This is a genomic window from Micromonospora sp. WMMA1998, from assembly GCF_027497375.1.
Lineage (GTDB): Bacteria > Actinomycetota > Actinomycetes > Mycobacteriales > Micromonosporaceae > Micromonospora > Micromonospora sediminicola.
This window is the reverse complement of sequence record NZ_CP114911.1, coordinates 1,704,832-1,723,611: the sequence shown is the minus strand read 5'-3', so window position 1 is coordinate 1,723,611 and position 18,780 is coordinate 1,704,832. Positions and strand designations below refer to the sequence as shown.

Annotated in this window: 15 protein-coding genes and 1 pseudogene; all 16 read left to right on the top strand. The window is 74.8% G+C overall.

Annotated features, from left to right (window positions below; translation table 11 throughout):
* Window positions 1-94: 94 nt before the first annotated feature.
* Complete coding sequence (locus tag O7600_RS07480; protein WP_281592955.1) at window positions 95-1,669, top strand: ANTAR domain-containing protein; 1,575 nt, start codon at window positions 95-97, stop codon at window positions 1,667-1,669.
* 203 nt (window positions 1,670-1,872) lie between these two features.
* Window positions 1,873-2,294, top strand: a pseudogene (locus O7600_RS07475) (cbb3-type cytochrome c oxidase subunit I); the annotation flags it as partial.
* A gap of 67 nt (window positions 2,295-2,361) precedes the next feature.
* Window positions 2,362-2,709, top strand: a complete 348-nt coding sequence (locus O7600_RS07470; protein ID WP_348651368.1) for an NADH-quinone oxidoreductase subunit A — start codon at window positions 2,362-2,364, stop codon at window positions 2,707-2,709.
* On the top strand, window positions 2,700-3,857 hold the full coding sequence (locus tag O7600_RS07465) for a hypothetical protein (protein WP_281592954.1): 1,158 nt from the start codon (window positions 2,700-2,702) through the stop codon (window positions 3,855-3,857). The genes O7600_RS07470 and O7600_RS07465 overlap by 10 nt, the downstream gene beginning before the upstream one ends.
* Window positions 3,858-3,895: 38 nt before the next feature.
* The gene (locus O7600_RS07460) at window positions 3,896-4,777 is read left to right on the top strand and encodes an NADH-quinone oxidoreductase subunit H (RefSeq protein WP_281594085.1); all 882 of its coding nucleotides are present in this window, start codon (window positions 3,896-3,898) and stop codon (window positions 4,775-4,777) included.
* A 1-nt stretch (window position 4,778) separates the two neighbouring features.
* On the top strand, window positions 4,779-5,300 hold the full coding sequence (locus O7600_RS07455; RefSeq protein WP_281592953.1) for an NADH-quinone oxidoreductase subunit J: 522 nt from the start codon (window positions 4,779-4,781) through the stop codon (window positions 5,298-5,300).
* On the top strand, window positions 5,297-5,602 hold the full coding sequence (nuoK, locus tag O7600_RS07450) for an NADH-quinone oxidoreductase subunit NuoK (RefSeq protein ID WP_281592952.1): 306 nt from the start codon (window positions 5,297-5,299) through the stop codon (window positions 5,600-5,602). Before O7600_RS07455 ends, nuoK begins: the two co-directional genes overlap by 4 nt.
* Window positions 5,599-7,518, top strand: a complete 1,920-nt coding sequence (locus O7600_RS07445; RefSeq protein WP_281592951.1) for a proton-conducting transporter membrane subunit — start codon at window positions 5,599-5,601, stop codon at window positions 7,516-7,518. Before nuoK ends, O7600_RS07445 begins: the two co-directional genes overlap by 4 nt.
* 3 nt (window positions 7,519-7,521) lie before the next feature.
* Window positions 7,522-9,003: an NADH-quinone oxidoreductase subunit M gene (locus tag O7600_RS07440; RefSeq protein ID WP_281592950.1), complete on the top strand. Its 1,482-nt coding sequence runs from the start codon at window positions 7,522-7,524 to the stop codon at window positions 9,001-9,003.
* Window positions 9,000-10,403: a proton-conducting transporter membrane subunit gene (locus O7600_RS07435; protein WP_281592949.1), complete on the top strand. Its 1,404-nt coding sequence runs from the start codon at window positions 9,000-9,002 to the stop codon at window positions 10,401-10,403. Before O7600_RS07440 ends, O7600_RS07435 begins: the two co-directional genes overlap by 4 nt.
* Window positions 10,404-10,498: 95 nt before the next feature.
* On the top strand, window positions 10,499-11,953 hold the full coding sequence (locus tag O7600_RS07430; protein WP_281592948.1) for a cation:proton antiporter: 1,455 nt from the start codon (window positions 10,499-10,501) through the stop codon (window positions 11,951-11,953).
* A gap of 56 nt (window positions 11,954-12,009) precedes the next feature.
* Complete coding sequence (locus O7600_RS07425) at window positions 12,010-12,192, top strand: hypothetical protein (protein WP_281592947.1); 183 nt, start codon at window positions 12,010-12,012, stop codon at window positions 12,190-12,192.
* A gap of 24 nt (window positions 12,193-12,216) precedes the next feature.
* Complete coding sequence (locus tag O7600_RS07420) at window positions 12,217-12,699, top strand: YetF domain-containing protein (protein ID WP_281592946.1); 483 nt, start codon at window positions 12,217-12,219, stop codon at window positions 12,697-12,699.
* 152 nt (window positions 12,700-12,851) lie between these two features.
* Complete coding sequence (locus O7600_RS07415; RefSeq protein ID WP_281592945.1) at window positions 12,852-14,618, top strand: thiamine pyrophosphate-dependent enzyme; 1,767 nt, start codon at window positions 12,852-12,854, stop codon at window positions 14,616-14,618.
* The gene (locus O7600_RS07410; protein WP_281592944.1) at window positions 14,615-17,695 is read left to right on the top strand and encodes an FAD-binding and (Fe-S)-binding domain-containing protein; all 3,081 of its coding nucleotides are present in this window, start codon (window positions 14,615-14,617) and stop codon (window positions 17,693-17,695) included. The genes O7600_RS07415 and O7600_RS07410 overlap by 4 nt, the downstream gene beginning before the upstream one ends.
* Window positions 17,692-18,780, top strand: coding sequence for an enolase C-terminal domain-like protein (locus O7600_RS07405; RefSeq protein WP_281592943.1), 1,089 nt, complete (start codon window positions 17,692-17,694; stop codon window positions 18,778-18,780). Before O7600_RS07410 ends, O7600_RS07405 begins: the two co-directional genes overlap by 4 nt.

Genomic DNA, 18,780 nt, shown 5'->3' with positions numbered 1-18,780 from the left:
GACGCCGAGGCCGACCGGACGTCGCCGCCGTGTCGGCGGGTACCCGCGGAGATAGGGTCGAGTCGCGACGACGGACCGACGGCGGGGAGAACGTATGACGCGACGGCGGGCCGCGGCTGCCCCGGCACCGCCCCTGGTGGCGACCGTGCAGCGCCTGCAACGCGAACTGGACGCGCTGCGCCGGGAGCGGCGGGCGCACGCGGTGGTGGAACAGGCCACCGGCCTGCTGATCGCTCGGCAGGGCTGCTCGCCGGAGGAGGCGTTCACGCAGCTGAGGCGGATCTCGCAGCACAGCAACCTCCGGCTGGTGGACGTGGCGGCCGGCCTGCTCGGCACCGTCGCCCCGCCGCCCGTGGCCCCGCCGCCCCCGCCGGAGGCGTTCCGGCCGGAGCGCTACCTGCACCGGCCTGCGCCCCCGCCGGAGCCGGCCGACGGCGAACCGGTGCCCCTGACCGGCGAGGCCGCCGGTCGCCACCATCTGGCCCGAGCCGCCATGGCGACCGCCCGCGACGCGAACGCGCTGGCCGAGATGCTGGCGGAGGCCGTACGCCACCTGGGTGCCGACTCGACGCTGCTCGGACTGCTCGAACCGGACGGCGCGGTCCGGCTGGTCGGCTCGTACGGTCTGCCCCGATCCGTGGCGAGCCTGTGGCAGCGCGCGCCCGGCACGGTCAACATGGCGTTGCTGCGCGCGGCCGTGGACGGCGACCCGCTGTGGCTGACCCGGGACGAGGCCCGCCGGCGGGGCTATGACTTCATCGGCGGCGGAGCCGTGCGGGTCTGCCTTCCGTTACGCCGGGCCGGCCACACGATCGGGGTGGCCGCGATCAGCTGGGACACCCATCGGGACCTCGACGACGGGGAACGGGCCTACCTGAGCGCTCTGGCCGAGACCGCCGGCCGGCGCTTGTCGGCGCTTTCCGGGGATGCCGGGGACGCGCCGGCCGCCCACTGGTTGGAGGCGGTGCTCGACGCGCTGCCCGGGTCGGTGGCGTTCTGGTGCCCGGTCCGCGACGACGACGGCACGGTCGTCGACTTCCGCCTCGACCGGTGCAGCCCGGACGCGACCGACGGCGCGGAGCGCGGCCGGGACGCGCTCACCGGTCTCCGGCTGCTCGAACTGCACCCGTCGGCGGCCGACGACGGCATCGTCGCCGGCTGCGCCCGCGCCCTGCACGAGGGGCGTCCGTTCCACTGGGGCCCGGGCCCGGCGTGGCGGGCCGGCGGCGCCAGGCCGACCCGGGTGCTGCTCAGCCTCCGCGCCGTCCCGTTCGGTGACGGGTTGCTCGCCAGCTGGCGCTACCACGACGAGCAGCGGCGGGCCGCGGACCGCTCCGCCCGGCTGGAACGGGCCGGTGACGTCGGCTGGGTCGAGTGGGATCTCGGCGGCGACGCCGTCGCCTGGTCGTCGGGTGCCTACCGGGTGCTCGGCCGGGACCCGGCCGACGGCCCGTTGCCGCTGCGCGCCCTGCACCGCTGGGCGACGCCGTCGGACGCGCCCCGGGTGGGGGCGGCGCTGCGCGCCCTGGTGGAACGGGCCGAGCCGGCCGAACTGGAGTTCACCGTGCGTCGAGGCGGTGCGGCGTGGCCGGTGCGACTCGTCGCCGAGCCCGTCGTGGACCCCGACGGCCGGGTGGCCGAGGTGCACGGTGCGGTGGCCCGCCGCTGACGTGGTCCCGCCTGGTCGATGCCGTCAGTCGCTCGTCCTGGTCCGCGGAGTCCGCTCGGGTCGACCGCCCCTCGGCGGCGGATGGCGCCCGTTCTCCGCGATATACCTCAGCGTCATGATTATGCCGCTGAGGTATATCGGCATGAATCAAGGTGGCACCCCGGCGCGACCCGCCGTCCGGAGGGACCTCACCTAGCCTCCTAGGCCGGATGCTCGACGAGCGACTCGGCAGGATCCACTTCTGGCTGACCATGATCGGCTTCCACACCACGTTCCTGGTGCAGCACTGGCTCGGCGCCGAGGGCATGCCGCGCCGGTACGCCGACTACCTGGCCCTGGACGGCTTCACCGCGCTGAACACGGTGTCCACCATCGGGTCGTTCGTGCTCGGCGTCTCGACGCTGCCGTTCCTGTGGAACGTCTGGCACTCCTACCGGTTCGGGCCGTGGTGCGCGAGCCGGACCCGTGGGGCCACGGTCTCTCACTGGAGTGGGTGACGTCCTCGCCGCCGCCGCTGCGCAACTTCGACCGGATGCCGCGGATCCGATCCGAGCGGCCCGCGTACGACCTGCGGCAGGAACGGGCCGCGGCGGCGCTGCCCAGCCCTCGCGCCGCGGCGGACTGACCGATACCGGGCGGGAACGCCGGCGGGCTGGCAGGGTGGAGGCACCGATTCGGAAGGAACAGGACGGATGGGACGGTACGCGCCGGTGCTGGCCATGCTCGGGCTGGCCGCCGCCGGAGTGGGCACGTTGTACCTGGCCCACCTGCGGACGGCGGTGGGCGCGCAATCCACCGTCGCCGCGTTCCAATCCGGGCTACCGCCCCGCGAGCACGCCGTCTCCCGGTTCCACGTCCGCTGGTACGCGATCAGCCTGCTCTTCCTCGCCTTCGACGTGGAGATGCTGTTCATGTACCCGTGGGCGGTGGTGGTTGCCGACGTCGGCACACCCGCCGTGGTGGAGATGTTCGTCTTCCTCGGCCTGCTGATGGCCGGCGTCGTCTACGCCTGGCGGGAGGGCGCGTTGCGGTGGGGCTGACCCGTGACGTCCTGGCCCGCTGGGCGGCCCGCCGGCCACACCTGCTGGTCGCCGCCGTGCCCGGCGCCACCGGCGCCCGCCTGGCCGTGGAGGCGCACGCCGACCGGGCCGGGTGGCCGCTCGCGGCGTCCCCGGCGGACGCCGACCTGCTGGTGGTCGCCGGCGACCCGGGAGCGGAGCTGGCGGCGGCGATCGAGCGGGTGTGGGAGCAACTCCCGGGGCCCCGGGCACGGACGCGGATCACTGACCCGGCCGGGGCGGCGCCCGCGCTGCGCACAGCGGTCGCCCGGTTGAGCGGGGCGGGCGGCAAGCCGCCGGACCCGGGGCATCGGGAGCCCACGCGCCACGGGCCGGAGGTGAGCGACGCGCGGCAGGCGGGTCACGGGCAGCACGGCGGTGGGGCGGGGCGGCACGGCCACGGCGAGCACGAAGGGATGTCCATGCCGGGCGGGCTGATGATGGCCGAGCGGGCCGAGGACCGCGACGGGTTGACGCTGGACGTGCTGCACCTGGCGCTCGGTCCGGTGCTGGCGGACTGGCCGGCCGGCCTGGTCGTCGAGCTGACCGTGCAGGGCGACGTGGTGCAGTCGGCGAGCGCCCGCGTACTGCGCCCGGCCGAACCGGCGGCCGTGCGACCGTACCGGGACGTGGACCACCCCGGGCTGGCGCGGCGCCGACAGGCCGTGGCCCACCTCGACTCGCTGGGCCGGCTCTGGGCGGTCGCGGGCTGGCCGGCCGGCGCGGCCACCGCGCGGCGGCTGCGCGACGCGCTTGTCGACCACGTTCCGCTCGCCGTGGCGTACACCGGCCTCCGACCGCTCGCCCGGCGGGCCCGGCGCTCGCGCGCGTTGCGCCTCGCCACCGACGGCCTGGGGGCGCTGACCCCGGTGGCGGCGGCCCGCGCCGGCGTGGACGCCCCGGCGGCGGTCTGCGGCGACGCGACCGCCCGCTGGTGGCGGCGGCTGGCCGAGACGGACCGGCTGCTGGCCGGCGGTGATCCGGGCGCCGCGCCGGAGCCGGACGCGGCGGCGGTGCTGGAGCTGGCGGCCCGGCTCGTGGTCGGGCTCGACCTGGCCGCGGCCCGCGTGGTGCTGGCCTCGATCGACCCCGACCCGGACGGGGTGCTGGCCGGGGGGACCCGATCGTGACCGCCGGTCCGTGGTGGGGCGTCGTGCCGGCCGCCGGGATGGTGCTCGGCCTCGCGCTGTCCGCCGCGGTGCTGGCGGGCCTGCTCGACCCGGCCGGCGGCCCGACGCTCGCGCACCGCGCCGGACGGCCGCTGTGGGAGACCGCCCGACTGCTGCGGCAGCGACGGCGACGGGTGGTGGCGGCGGATCTGCTGCTGTGGCGGCTCGGGCTGGCCGGGCCGCTGGTGGTGGCGCTGCTCATGGTCGTGGTGGTGCCGTTGGGTGACCGGGTGGTGGCCGACCTGCCGGTCGGGGTGGTCTGGTTCAACGCGATGGACGTGCTGCTCTGGGCGGCGGTGTGGCTCGCCGGGTGGGGGAGCAACAGCGTCCACGGACTGGTCGGGGGTTACCGGTTCCTGGCCCAGGCGCTCGGCTACGAGCTGCCGCTGATGTTCGCGCTGACCGCCCCGGCGGTGGCGGCCGGCAGCCTGCGGATCGCCGACGTGGTGGCGGCGCAGCGGACGCTGTGGTTCGTGGTGTGGATGCCGGTGGCGTTCCTGGTTCTCCTCGGCGCGGTGCTCGCGTTCAGCATGTCCGGGCCGTTCGCCTATCCGGACGGGCGGGACGTGGCCGGCGGCGTGCTGGCCGAGCCGTCCGGCGTGGACCGGTTGCTCCTGCTCGCCGGCCGGTACGCGCTGCTGGCGGCGGGCGCGGCGACGGCGGTGGCGCTGTTCCTCGGCGGCGGGTCGGGGCCGCTGCTGCCGGCGTGGCTGTGGAGCCTGCTGAAGACGCTGGCCGTGCTGACCGCCCTGGTGGCGGTGCGCGGCCGGGTGCCGGTGCTGCGGGCGGACCGGTTGATGCGCGTGGCCTGGCTGGTGGCGCTGCCCGCCACGCTGGCGCAGGTGCTCGTCGTGGCGGTGCTCGCGGTGGGGAGGGGTTGAGGTGGCCCTCGTCGCCTTCGTCGTGCTGGCGGTGGTCGCCGTGGCGTCCGGCGTCGCCGTGTTCACGGTGGACTCGATGGCCCGCGCGACGTTCGCGCTGGCGCTGTCGTTCGTCGCGGTCGGCGGGGAACTGCTCCTGCTCGACCTGGGCTACCTGGGCGTGGTGACCGTCCTGATGATGGTCATGGAGATGGCGATCATGGCGGTCTTCATGGTCATGTTCATGATGAACCCGGCCGGTCTCATGCCGATGTCGATGCTGCACAACCGCCGCGGCGCGCTGGCGGTCTCGGTCGGCGTCTTCGTCGTGCTGGCCGCCGGCTCCGTGCTCGTGCCGTGGCCCACCCGTCGCGGCGAGCCGCCCGTCGACCCGACCCGGGCCCTGGGCGAGGCGGTCATGGGTTCGAAGATGCTGGTCATGATGGCGGTCTCGGCGGTGCTGTTCGCCACCATGGTCGCCGCGCTGGTGCTCGCCACCGCCCGCGGCCGGTACGACCGCGCGGATTCTCCGGAGCGCCCGTGACACTGCCGATGTTCCTGCTGCTCGCCTCCGCCCTGTTCAGCGTCGGCCTGTACGGCGCGTTGAGCCAGCAGGCCGCCGTGATGGTGATGATGGGCCTCGAACTCATGACCAACGGGGTGATCGTGGCCGCGGCCGCCCTCTGGTGGTTCCTCGCCCCGCAGCAGCCCGACGGGCAGGTGCTGGTGCTGGTGGTGATCGCCGCGATGACCGTGGAGATGGCGATGGGCTTCGCCGTGGTGACCCTGCTGTTCCGGTCGAGCGACGCCGACATGACCGACATGGCGGGTGAGCTGCGGGGATGAGCGCGGCGTTGTGGGCGCTGGTCGTCCTCCCGGCCGTCGCCGGCGGGGTGCTGCTCCTGGGCGGTCGGCGGGCGGACCGGGTCGCCCCGGCGCTGGCGCTCACCGTGGCCGCGCCGGTGACGGCGCTGGCCGTCGCGGTGGCGCTGACCCGGCCGTCCGTCGACGCGCCGTTCCTGGCCGGCGCCCGGTGGGGCCTGACCGTCGACGGGCTCGCCGCGCTCGTCGTCCCCGCGGTGGCCGTCGTCGCGCTGCTGGTGTTGGCGTACGCCGCCGCCGAGATCCACTCCGACACTTCCCGGTTCCACGGGCTGATGCTGGTCTTCCTCGCCGCGGTGCTGCTCACCGCCACCGCGACGGCGCTGCCCGTGCTGTTGCTGGGCTGGGAGATCATGGGCGCGATGTCGTACGCGCTGATCGCGTTCCACTGGCGGCGCGACGACGCGGTCGCGGCGGGCGGCACCGCGTTCCTCACCACCCGCATCGGCGACCTCGGGCTCTACCTGGCCGCGGGGGCCGGACTTGCCGGCGGCACCCTCGACCTGACCGGGCTCGCCGCGCTGCCGCCCGGCTGGCGGGACCTGGCCGCCGCCGGCGTGCTGGCCGCCGGCTTCGGCAAGGCGGCCCAACTGCCGTTCTCGTTCTGGTTGTCCCGGGCCATGCTCGGCCCGAGCCCGGTCAGCGCGCTGCTGCACTCGGCCGCCATGGTGGCGATGGGCGGCTACCTGCTCGTGCGCGCGCACCCGCTGCTCGTGGCGACCGGCTGGGCGGTGGACGTGGCCGCCTGGGGCGGCGCGCTGACCGCCCTGGCGCTCGGCGCGGTCGCGCTCGCCCAGACCGACCTGAAACAACTGCTGGCCGCCTCCACCAGCGCCCAACTGGGGTACGTGGTGCTGGGCGCCGCCGTCGCCCCGGCCGGCGCCGTGGCGCACCTGATCGGGCACGCGGCCACCAAGGCGCTGCTGTTCCTCGCCGCCGGGGCGTGGCTGACCGCGCTCGGCACCCGCCGGCTGTCCGCGCTGCGCGGAGCGGGCCGCCGCCACCCACTGGTGGGGGCCGGGTTCGCGGTGGGCGCTCTGGCGCTGGCCGGGGTGCCGCCACTGGCGTTGTGGGCCACCAAGGATGAGGTGCTCGCCGGCGCCCGCGAGCGGTCCCCGGTGCTCTACCTGGTCGGTTTGGCCGGCGCGTTGCTCGCGGCCCTCTACGCCGGCCGGGCGCTCGCCCTGGTCCTGCGCCCGATCCCGGCCGGGGTCGAGTCCGGGTACGACACCGAGCGCGACGGCACCCGCGAGGTGACCGCCGGGCAGCGGGTCCCGCTGGTGCCGCTGGCGGTCGGCGCGGCCGTGCTCGGCGTCCTGGCGCTGCCGCCGCTGTCCCGGGCGGTGGCCCGTGCCCTCGGAGCCGGTGCGGCGCCCCCGGTCCGGGGCGCCGACCTGGCCCTGTCCGGCCTGCTCGCGGTTGCCGGCGTGGCGCTGGCGGTCGCCGCGCCGACCCGGCTGCCGGCCCCGACCTGGGCCCGGGCCTGGCTGGGGCTCGACCCGGCGGCCCGGCTGCTGGTGGTCCGGCCGACGCTCGCGCTGGCCCGCGGGCTGGCCCGGTTCGACGACCGGGTGCTCGACCGGGCCGTGCACGCCGTGCCGGGCGCCGCCCTCGGCGCGGCGCGGGCGCTGGCCCGGTTCGACGGCGCGGTCCTCGGCCGGGGGGTCGCCTCGGCGCCGGTCCTGACCCGGCGGGCGGCGGACGCCCTGGCTCGGGTGGACGACCACGGGGTGGACGCCCTGGTGCGCCGGCTCGCCCGGGCCGCCCGCCGGCTCGGTGTGCTGGCCCGTCGGCCGCAGACCGGCCTGATCCACCAGTACTACGTCCAGGTCGTCCTCGCGCTGGGCGCCGCCCTGCTGATCCTGCTGCTGGCGAGGTGACCCGTGCTGTCCCTGATCGTCTTCGCGCCGCTGGCGGCGGCCGTGGTCCTGCTGTTCTGGCGCGGCCTGCCGGCGCGGGCGGTGTCGTGGCTCTGGATCGCGGTCACCGGCGTCGAGGTCGCGGCGGTGTCGGGCCTGTGGTGGGCATACCCGGGGGAGGGGTTCGCGTACGAGGTGGACCGGCCGTGGATCCCGGGCGCCGGGGCCGGCTACCACGTCGGGGTGGACGGGCTGTCGCTGCCGCTGCTCGCCCTCACCACCGTCGTCTTCGCCGCCTGCGCGGTGTACTCGCTGCGCCGCCAGCACCGTCCCCGCCAGTTCGCCGCGCTCTTCCTCGCCCTGCAGACCACCTGCCTCGGGCTGTTCGTCGCGCTCGACCTGATCCTGTTCTTCGTCTTCTTCGACCTGTCCATCGTGGGCATGTACGCGGTGATCGCCGGCTGGGGCCACGGCCCGCAGGCCCGCCGCTCGGCGCTGACGTTCTTCCTCTACACGTTCCTCGGCTCGCTGGCGCTGCTGCTGGGCTTCATCGGCCTCGCCGTCGCCGCCGCGCCGCACACCTTCGACATGGTGGCGCTGACCCGGGACCCGCCCACCCAGGGCGTGGCCGGCGCGCTGGTGCTGCTGGCGGTCCTGCTCGGGCTGGCGATCAAGACGCCGACGTTCCCGTTCCACACCTGGCTGCCGCCGGCGCACACCGACGCGCCGGCCGCCGGTTCGGCGGTGCTGGCCGGGATCCTGCTCAAGATGGGCACCTACGGGTTCGTCCGCGTCGCGATGCCGATGCTGCCCGACGCCTGGCGGCGCTACGCCTGGCTGATCGTCGTGGTCGGCGTGGTGAGCGTGCTCTACGGCGCGCTGGTGGCGCTCGCCCAGACCAACTTCAAGCGGATGGTCGCGTACACCTCGGTCAACCACATGGGGTACGTGGTGCTGGCCGTCGGCGCGGCCGGCCTGGTCGCCGGCTCGGACGCGCAGGCCCGCGCGGTCGCGGTGACCGGCGCGGTCACCCAGATGGTCAGCCACGGGCTCATCACGTCCGCGTTGTTCCTGCTCGCCGGCGTCCTCTACGACCGGGGCGGCACCTACCGGATGGACGCCTATGGCGGGCTGGCCGGCGACACCCCCCGGTTCGCCGCGCTGACCGCGGTGGCGGCGTTCGCCAGCCTCGGGCTGCCCGGCTTCTCCGGGTTCATCGCCGAGTTCCAGATCTTCGCCGGCAGTCTGGGCTCCGCGCCGGTGGCGGTGGCGTTCGCGCTGCCCGGCATCCTGGTCACCGCCGGGCTGTTCCTGTGGGCGCTGCACCGGGTGTTCCTCGGCCCGGCCCGGCACCGCCTGTCGGCGACCGCCGACGTGACCACCGCCGAGACCGCGGCGGTGCTGCCGCTGCTGGCGCTCGCGCTGCTGATCGGCGTGTTCCCCCGACTGCTGCTGGACGTGGTGGAACCCGCCGCTCGGGCGGTCACCGACCTGGTGGCCCGGTGAACGAGCGTCCGCTCGCCCTGCTGCCGGAGCTGCTCCTGCTCGCCGGTGCGGTCACCACGCTGCTGACCGGGGTCTTCCTGCCCCGGTACCGGCAGTGGGTGGCCCGGCTGGTCGCCGTCGGGGCACTGCTCGCGGCCGTCCTCGCCACGCTGCCCGCCGTCGGCGAGCGGACCACCGTCTACGCGCACAGCTACGCCCTCGACCCGGCCACCACCACCGCGCGGCTGCTGATTCCGCTGGCCGGGCTGCTCGTGGTGGGGATCGCCGCCGGCCGGGTGGCCGGCAACCGGCGGGAGACCGAGTTCTACGTGCTGACGCTGCTCGCCGTGCTCGGCGCGGTGCTGCTCGCCGGCGCGTCGGACCTGCTGCTGCTGGCCGTGGCGTACCTGCTGTCGTCGGTGCCGCTGGCCGGGCTGGCCGGCTGGGGCCGGGACCGGCGGGGCGCCGAGGCGGCGCTCAAGGTCTATCTGATGGGTGCGCTGGCCGGCGTCGGCCTGCTGGCCGGCGCGGCGCTGCTGACCGCGCTCGGCGGCGGGACGAGCGACTACCACCGGCTGGCCGCCGGACTGGCCGGGGCCCCGCCCGCCGCCGTCGCGGTCGGGGTGGTCGGGGTGCTCGCCGGGCTGCTGTTCAAGATCGGTGCGGTGCCGGGGCACTTCTGGGTGCCCGACGCGGTGCAGGGCGCGTCGGTCCCGGCCGGCGCGTTGCTGACCACCGTGCCGAAGCTCGGCGGCCTGCTGGCGGCGTACCGGCTGTTCGCCGTGGCGGTGCCCGCCGACGTGGTGGACTGGCCGCTGCTGGTCGCGGTGCTCGCGGCGGTCACCATGACGCTGGGCAACTTCGCCGCGTTCGGCCAGGCGGACCCGCGCCGGCTGCTCGCGTACTCCACCGTGGCGCAGGTGGGCTACCTGCTGATGGCCGTCGCGGTCGCCGGCCGCGCCGAGCGCGCGCTGCCCGCCCTGCTGGTCTACCTCGCCGGGTACGCGGTGACGAACCTGGGCGCGTTCGCGGTGCTGGCCGCCGAGCCCCACGACACCCTCGACGGCTACCGAGGGCTGGCGCGCCGCCGGCCCTGGCTCGCCGGGGCGCTGACGATCTGCCTGCTGGGACTCGTCGGCACGCCCCCGACGGCGGTCTTCGCCGGCAAGCTGACCGTGTTCACCGCCGCCTGGGACGGCGGCCTGGCCTGGTTGGTCGTGGTCGCCGCGGTCAACACCGTGGCCAGTCTCTTCTACTACCTGCGCTGGCTGGTGCCCACGTACACCCCGGCGGGGCGGTGCCCGGCCACCGACGGCCGGAGCGGCACGGTGGCGGTCGCGTCGGCGGCCGGGGCGGCGTTTGTCGGCGCGGCGTTGACCGTGCCGCTCTATCAGCTGGTGCCCCAGGTCCTCGCCCACTGATCGGGCGCCGGCCCGGTTAACTCGGGCCTGGGCGGGTAGCGGCAGCGCACGGGATCCGCGGGGGACCCGGCGGGTCGGACCGGGACGGGGTGGCGGTGACGGGATTCGCGCTCTACGTCGCCGCACTGGGCGCGGTGGCGGTGCTGGCCGTGCTGTCCAACCGGCTCGCCGACCGGCTGCGGCTGCCCGCGCCGGCGCTGTTCCTGTTCGCCGCCGCGATCGTCTCCGACCTGTTTCCGAAGCTGAACGAGCTGTCCCTGTACGCGGTCCGGCACCTGGTCGAGATCGCGCTCGTGCTGGTGCTGTTCAGCGGCGGGATGAGCATGGGCTGGCGGCGGCTACGGCCGTCGCTCGGGCCCGTCGCGCTGGTGGGTGTGCTCGGTACCCTGCTGACCGCCGGCGCGCTGGCCCTGGTGCTGCACTGGGTGTTCGGTTTCGACTGGCTCGCCGCGCTGCTGGTCGGCACCGCCCTGTCACCGACCGATCCCGCCGCCGTGTTCTCCGTGCTGGGGCGGCGCACCGTCGTGGGACGCAGCGGCACGATCCTGGAGGGCGAGTCGGGCGCCAACGACCCGGTGGGGATCGCGCTGATGGCGAGCCTGCTCGCCGCCGGGACCGCCGGGGGCTGGTCGGCGGTCGCCTCCGGGGCGGGGGAGTTCGCGCTGCAACTGGTGGTCGGTGCGGTGATCGGGTTGGCCGGCGGGTGGCTCATCCTGCAGCTGATGCGCCGCGTGTCATTGCCGGACGAGAGCCTCTACCCGCTCCAGGTGCTGTTCGCCGCCGTGTCGATCTACGGCGTGGCGACGCTGGCCCGCGGTTCCGGATTCCTCGCGGTGTTCCTCGCCGGCATCGTCGTCGGCGACGCCCGAGCGCCGTTCAAGCGGGAGATCCAGCGGTTCCACGGCGCGCTGGCCAGCCTCGGCGAGATCCTGGCATTCGGCCTGCTCGGCCTGATCGTGTCGCTGCGCAGCATGGTGACCGAGCGCGCCTGGCTCACCGGCCTGGCGCTGGCCGTGCTGCTCACGTTCGTGATCCGGCCGATCGTGGTCGGTGGGCTGCTCAGCACGGTCCGGCTGCGATGGGGGGAGCGGATCTTCGTGGTCTGGTCCGGCCTCAAGGGCGCGGTGCCGATCCTGCTGGGCACGTTCATCCTCACCGCCGACCTGGAACAGGACCTGCGGCTGTTCGACATCGTCTTCGCCGTGGTCGCGTTCTCGATCGTGGTGCAGGGCGGACTGGTCCCCCTCGTGGCCCGGTGGTGCCGGGTGCCGATGCGGACCATGCCGCTGCAACCGTGGGCGGTCGGCATCCGGGTCCAGGGCGAGCCGGTCGGGCTGCGCCACTACACGATCGCCCCCGGCGCCCCGGCCGACGGCCGGCCCCTGTTCGAGCTGAGCCGGGACGAGGGGGTGTGGGTGAGCCTGGTCAGCCGCGACGGCGAGCAGCTCCGGCTCGGTCGGGCGACGGTGCTGCGCGCCGGCGACGAGGTGCTGGTGGCCGGCGGTGAGCAGCCCGCGGCGGAGCGGGTCTTCACCGGTCGGGACGAGTGAACGTTTGGTGGGCGTCCCGCCGGGTAGCCGGCGGCTTCCGGCAAGGGGGGTGGGCCATGGACCGCGGCAGGCTCGGTGACGTGGTGGTGGGGGCCGCGGGCGACGTGGCCGGCAGCGTGGTGGACCCGAAGGCGGGCCTGGGCCGGTTGCGCTCCGCGCTCACCGCGCGCGGGGTGGTGACGCTGACCGTCGGTGCGCTCCTCGGCTTTCTCGCGGCACGGTCGATGCGGCGGTCCTGAGCCCGGCGCTCGGTGATGGATGCCGTGACCGCTCTCGTCGGCCACCCGGGCTGGCTGATCTGGGTGGCGGTGAAGGCGTTCCTGCTCTACCTGACCGCCGTGCTCGCGATGCGCCTCGGTGGACGCCGGACCCTCGCGGAGCTGTCCGCGTACGACTTCGTGGCGGCCGTCGCGGTGGGCGCGGTCGTCGGGCGGCTGCCCAGCGCGCCGGACGCCAGCTACCTGTCCGGCGCGGTGACGCTGGTGGCCATCCTGGCCGCCCACGCGCTGATCACCTGGGTGCGCCTGCGACCCGCCGGTCGACGGCTGATCGAGAAGGGGCCGGTGGTGGTGGTCGCCCAGGGACGGGTGCTCACCGGCAACCTGCACCGCGCCGGTCTGACCCGGGCCGACCTGGACGGACTGCTGCGCGAGCACGGGGTGGGCGAGGTCGACGGCGTGCACCTCGCCGTGCTGGAGGGGCGGGGACGGCTGTCCGTGCTGCCCGGGGACGCCGGGCGCGGGTGACGGCGGCCCGAAACCGGCGACCCCGGTGGGTTTGCGGTCCGGGAGGCCGGGTAGCCGCCGCCCCGTCCGCCCTGGTCCGCGTTGTCCGGTGGGACAGGTGAGACCCCGCTGACGCGGACGAGGACGGGTGAACCCCGGAAGAGGAGGACGACGTGCAGGAGATCGTGGGCGAGAGCCTGGCCCGCCGCCTGGTGGAGTGGGGGGTCGACACCGTGTTCGGCCTGCCCGGCGACGGCATCAACGGCCTGATGGAGGGATTCCGCCGGCAGCGGGAGAAGCTGCGGTTCGTGCTGGTGCACCACGAGGAGGCGGCGGCGTTCATGGCCACCGGCTACGCCAAGGCCACCGGCCGGCTGGGGGTCTGCTGCGCCACCTCCGGGCCGGGCGCGATCCACCTGCTCAACGGGCTCTACGACGCCAAGCTCGACCACGTGCCGGTGCTGGCGATCACCGGCATGCAGGAGACGTCGGTGCTGGGCGCCCACTACCAGCAGGAGGTGCACACCACCCACCTCTACCAGGACGTCGCCTCGTACAACCTGATGGTCACCAACCCGCAGCAGATGCCCGCGGTGGTGGACCTGGCGATCCGCGACGCGATGAGCAAGCGGACCGTGGCGCACCTGACCTTCCCCAACGACGTGCAGGTGGCCCCGGCCTCCGACGACCCGTACCGGCACGTGAGCCCGGGCAAGCCGCCGATGAGCGCCGCCACGGTGTCGTACCCCCGACTTCCGGCTGACCCGCGGGAGCTGGCGAAGGCGGCCGAGGTGCTCCGGGCCGGGCGGAAGGTGGCCATGCTGGTCGGCGTGGGCGCACGGGGCGCCCGCGAGGAGGTGCTGGCGGTGGCCGAGGCCCTGGCCAGCCCGATCGTCAAGACGCTGCCCGGCAAGCTGGTGGTGCCCGACGACCACCCGCTGACCACGGGCGGGCTCGGCCTGCTCGGCACCGCGCCGAGCGAGGAGCTGATGGAGGAGTGCGACACGCTGCTGATGGTGGGCACCTCCTTCCCGTACGGGAAGTACCTGCCGTCGCCGGGGCAGGCGAGGGTGGTGCAGGTCGACGTCGACCCGAGCCTGATCGGCATGCGGTTGCCGGTCGAGGCCCCGGTCTGCGCGGACGCCCGCCTGGCGCTGCGGGACCTGCTGCCGATGCTCGACCACGCCCCGGACCGGTCGTTCCTGGAGAAGTACCAGGGCAAGATGAACGACTGGCGGTCGGAGATGAGCAGCCTGGTGGACCCGGAGCGGTCGCCGATCGCGCCGCAGTACCTGATGGGCTGCATCGACTCCGCCGCCGCCGACGATGCGATCCTCACCTGTGACTCGGGCACCATCGCCACCTGGTCGGCGCGGCACTGGACGATCCGCGGCGATCGCGAGTTCTACCTGTCGGGAAACCTGGCCACCATGGCGCCCGGCCTGCCGTACGCCATCGCCATGCAGCACGCCCATCCGGGCCGGCAGGTGATCGCGTTCGTCGGTGACGGCGGGTTCGCGATGCTGATGGCCGAGTTCCTCACCGCGGTGCGGCACGACCTGCCGATCAAGGTGGTGATCAACAACAACAACTCGTACGGGCAGATCCTCTGGGAGCAGATCATCCTCGGCTACCCCGAGTACGCGGTGCGGCACCGGCAGCCGGAGGCGGACTTCTCCACCTGGGCGCGGGGCTGCGGCGCGTTCGGCGTGAAGGTGACCGACGCGAAGGCGCTGCCGGGCGCGATCCGCGAGGCCCTCGCACACCCCGGCCCGGCGCTCGTCGACTGCGACGTCAACCCGAACGAGCCGCCGATGCCCGGTAAGATCAAATATGACCAGGCGAAACACTTCACCGAGGCGTTCCTACGCGGTCAACCGCACAAGGTCGCCACCGTGGCGTCCGTCGCCCGCGACAAGATCAACGAGCTGCGCTCATGACCGAGGTGCTTCCCGACCCGGTCCTGCGTCCACCCGAGCCGGCCCGTGACGTCGACCTGACCGCGCTCGCCGCCGACCTGCGCGCCGAGGTCGACGGCGAGGTCCGCTTCGACGCCGGCTCCCGCGCCGCGTACTCCACCGACGCCTCCAACTACCGCCAGGTGCCGCTCGGGGTGGTGGTGCCCCGCACGGTCGAGGCGGCGGTGGCCGCGGTGGCGGTCTGCCGCCGCCACGGCGCGCCGCTGACCTCGCGCGGCGGCGGCACCAGCCTGGCCGGCGAGTGCACCAACACCGCCGTGATCCTCGACTGGTCCAAGTACTGCCACCGGCTGCTGGAGGTCGACCAGCAGGCCCGCACCTGCCTGGTCGAACCCGGCATCGTCCTCGACGAGCTGAACGCCCGACTCGAACCGACCGGGCTGGAGTACGGGCCCCGGCCGGCCACCCACAACCACTGCACGCTCGGCGGCATGATCGGCAACAACTCCTGCGGCGCCACCGCGCAGCGCACCGGCAAGGTGGTCGACAACATCGTCGAACTGGAGGTGCTGCTGCACGACGGCACCCGGATGTGGGTGGGGGAGACCAACGACGAGGAGTACGAGCGCATCCAGCGCGACGGCGGCCGCAAGGCCGAGACCTACCGGCGGCTGCGGGCGCTGCGCGACGAGTACCTGGCCGACATCCGCACCCGCTACCCGCACATCCCCCGCCGGGTCTCCGGCTACAACCTGGACAGCCTGCTGCCGGAGAAGAACTTCCACGTCGCCCAGGCTCTCGTCGGCTCCGAGGGCACGCTGGTCACCGTGCTGCGCGCCCGGCTCAAACTGGTCCCCCGGGTCAAGGCCGACGCGATGGTGTTCCTCAGCTACCCGGACATCGCCTCGGCCGGCGACGACGTGCCGCGGATCCTGGAACACCAGCCGATCGCGCTGGAGGGCATCGACGACAAGCTGGTCAGCTTCGAGCGGCGCAAGAACCTGCACCCGCACGCGCTGCACGAACTGCCCGAGGGTGGGGCCTGGCTGATGGTGCAGCTCGGCGGCGACACACCCGAGCAGGCCCGGGCCGCCGCCGACCGGCTGATCGCCGCCGTGCGCCGCGACGGCGGCCCGCGCGTGCACGAGTTCGCCGACCCGGCCGACGAAAAACGCATGTGGGAGGTCCGCGACTCCGCGCTGGGCGCAACCGCCCACGTGCCGGACGCCGAGAACACCTGGCCCGGTTGGGAGGACTCGGCCGTCGCCCCGGACCGGCTCGGCGACTACCTGCGCGACCTGCAGGCGCTCTACCGCGAGTACGGCTACCAGCAGGCCTCGCTCTACGGACACTTCGGGCAGGGCTGCGTGCACACCCGCATCCCGTTCCGCCTGCGCACCGCCGACGGGGTGCGGGACTTCCGCTCCTTCGTCGAACGCGCCGCCGACCTCGTGGTGTCCTACGGCGGGTCGTTCTCCGGCGAGCACGGCGACGGGCAGGCCCGCGGCGAGCTGCTGCCGAAGATGTACGGGGACCGGCTGATCCGGGCGTTCGGCCAGTTCAAGGCGATCTTCGACCCGGACGACCGGATGAACCCCGGCAAGGTCATGCCGCCCTACCCACTCGACAGCCACCTGCGCCTCGGCGTCGACTACGACCACGGCGGCGTGCGGACCACCTTCGCCTTCCCCGACGACGGTGGCAGTTTCGGTGACGCGGTGCTGCGGTGCGTGGGCGTGGGCAAGTGCCGGCGGCACTCCGGCGGGGTGATGTGCCCGTCCTACATGGTCACCCGGGAGGAGGAACACTCGACCCGGGGCCGCTCCCGGCTGCTGTTCGAGATGCTCGACGGCGCGGCCCGCGGCGGCGCCATCGGCGACGGCTGGCGCTCCGACGCGGTGCGCGACGCGCTCGACCTCTGCCTGGCCTGCAAGGGCTGCAAGGCCGACTGCCCGGTCAACGTGGACATGGCCACCTACAAGGCCGAGTTCCTGTCCCACCACTACGCCGGCCGGCTGCGCCCCCGCGCGCACTACTCGATGGGCTGGCTGCCGCTGGTGGCGACCGTCGCCGCCCGGCTGCCCCGCACGGTCAACGCCCTCGCGCACGCACCCGGGCTCGGCCGCCTGGCCAAGGTCGTCGGCGGGATCGACCGGCGCCGGGACATCCCGCTGTTCGCGGCGGAGTCGTTCCAGCACTGGTTCGCCCGGCGCACCCCGACCGGCGACGGCGCCCGCGGCGAGGTCGTGCTCTGGCCGGACACCTTCACCAACCACTTCCATCCGGCCGTGGCACGGGCGGCGGTCGAGGTGCTGGAGGCCGCCGGCTGGCGGATACGCGTGCCGGACGGCCCGGTGTGCTGCGGGCTGACCTGGATCTCCACCGGTCAACTCGACGTCGCCAAGCGGGTGCTGCGGCGCAGCGTCGACGCGCTCCGTCCCCACCTGCGCGCCGGCACCCGGGTGGTGGGGCTGGAACCGAGCTGCACGGCGGTGTTCCGCAGCGACGCGCACGAGCTGTTCCCGGCCGACGACGACGTCACCCGCCTACGGGAGCAGACCGTCACGCTCGCCGAACTGCTGCACGACCACAGCCCCGGCTGGCAGCCGCCCCGCCTCGACGACGCGCACGCGCTGATCCAGACCCACTGTCACCACCACGCGATCCTCGGCACCGCCGCCGACCAGGCGGTGCTCTCCGCGGCCGGGGTCGACGCCGAGTTCCTCGACTCCGGCTGCTGCGGCCTGGCCGGCAACTTCGGCTTCGAGCAGGGCCACCACGAGGTGTCCGAGGCCTGCGCGGAACGGGTGCTGCTCCCCGCCGTCCGGGACGCCGCCGACACGGACGTGATCCTCGCGGACGGGTTCAGCTGCCGTACCCAGGTCGAGCAGAGCGCCTCCGCCGGCCGCTCCGCGCTCCACCTGGCCGAACTGCTGCGCGCGGCCATGCACAACGACACCGTTCCCCGGCGGCCGGAACAGGGCTGGGGCGATCGTCCCCGACCGCCCGGCCCGGTCACCCGCTGGGCGACGGCCGGCCTGCTGGCGACCGCCGGGCTGGCCGCGGCGACCGCGTTGGCGCGCCGGTGGTCGCGGTGACCGGCGTCGGTCTCACCGCCGAGGCGTACCGGATCCCCACCGACGCCCCGGAGGGCGACGGCACCCTCGCCTGGACCGCCACCACGCTGGTGCTGGTCCGGGCGCGGGCCGACGGGCACACCGGGATCGGCTGGACCTACGGTCCGACCGCCGTCGTCGCGGTGGTGGCGGACCTGCTCGCGCCGGTGCTCACCGACCTCGACCCCGACGACGTGCCGGCGGCCTGGGACCGGATGCGCCGTCGGCTGCGCAACGCCGGCCGCCCCGGGGTCGCCGGGCTCGCCCTGTCGGCCGCCGACTGCGCGCTGTGGGACCTGAAGGCACGCCGCCACGGGCTGCCGCTGGCCCGGTTGCTCGGCGCCGCCCGCCGGGAGGTGCCGGTCTACGGCAGCGGCGGCTTCACCACCTACGACGCGCACCGGCAGCACCGGCAGCTCGCCGGCTGGGTGCACGAACAGGGCATCCCCCGCGTGAAGATCAAGATAGGGGAGTCCTGCGGCACCGCGGTGGCGCGCGACCTGGACCGGATGACGGCCGCGCGTCGCACCATCGGCGACCACGCGGAGCTGTTCGTCGACGCCAACGGCGCGTACCAGCGCAAGCAGGCGGTCCGCGTCGCGCACGCCGCCGCGGACCTGGACGTGCGCTGGTACGAGGAGCCGGTCAGCTCCGACGACCTGCCCGGCCTCGCCCTGGTCCGCGACCGGGTCACGGCCGACGTGACGGCGGGGGAGTACGGCTTCGACCTGGTCTACTTCCACCGGATGGCCCCGTACGTCGACTGCCTCCAGATCGACGTCACCCGGTGCGGCGGCATCAGCGAGTTCCTCCGCGCGGCGGCGGTGGCCGACGCCGCCGGGATCCAGGTGTCCGGGCACTGCGCGCCGCACCAGCACCTGCCGGTCGCCGCCGCCACGCCGAACCTGCGGCATCTGGAGTGGTTCCACGACCACGTCCGCATCGAGACGATGCTCTTCGACGGAGCGCAGCCGGCCACCGGCGGCGCGGTGCCGGTGCAGCTCGACCGGCCGGGCAACGGGTTGGTGTTCCGCGCCGAACAGGCCCAGCAGTTCCGGGTGGCCTGA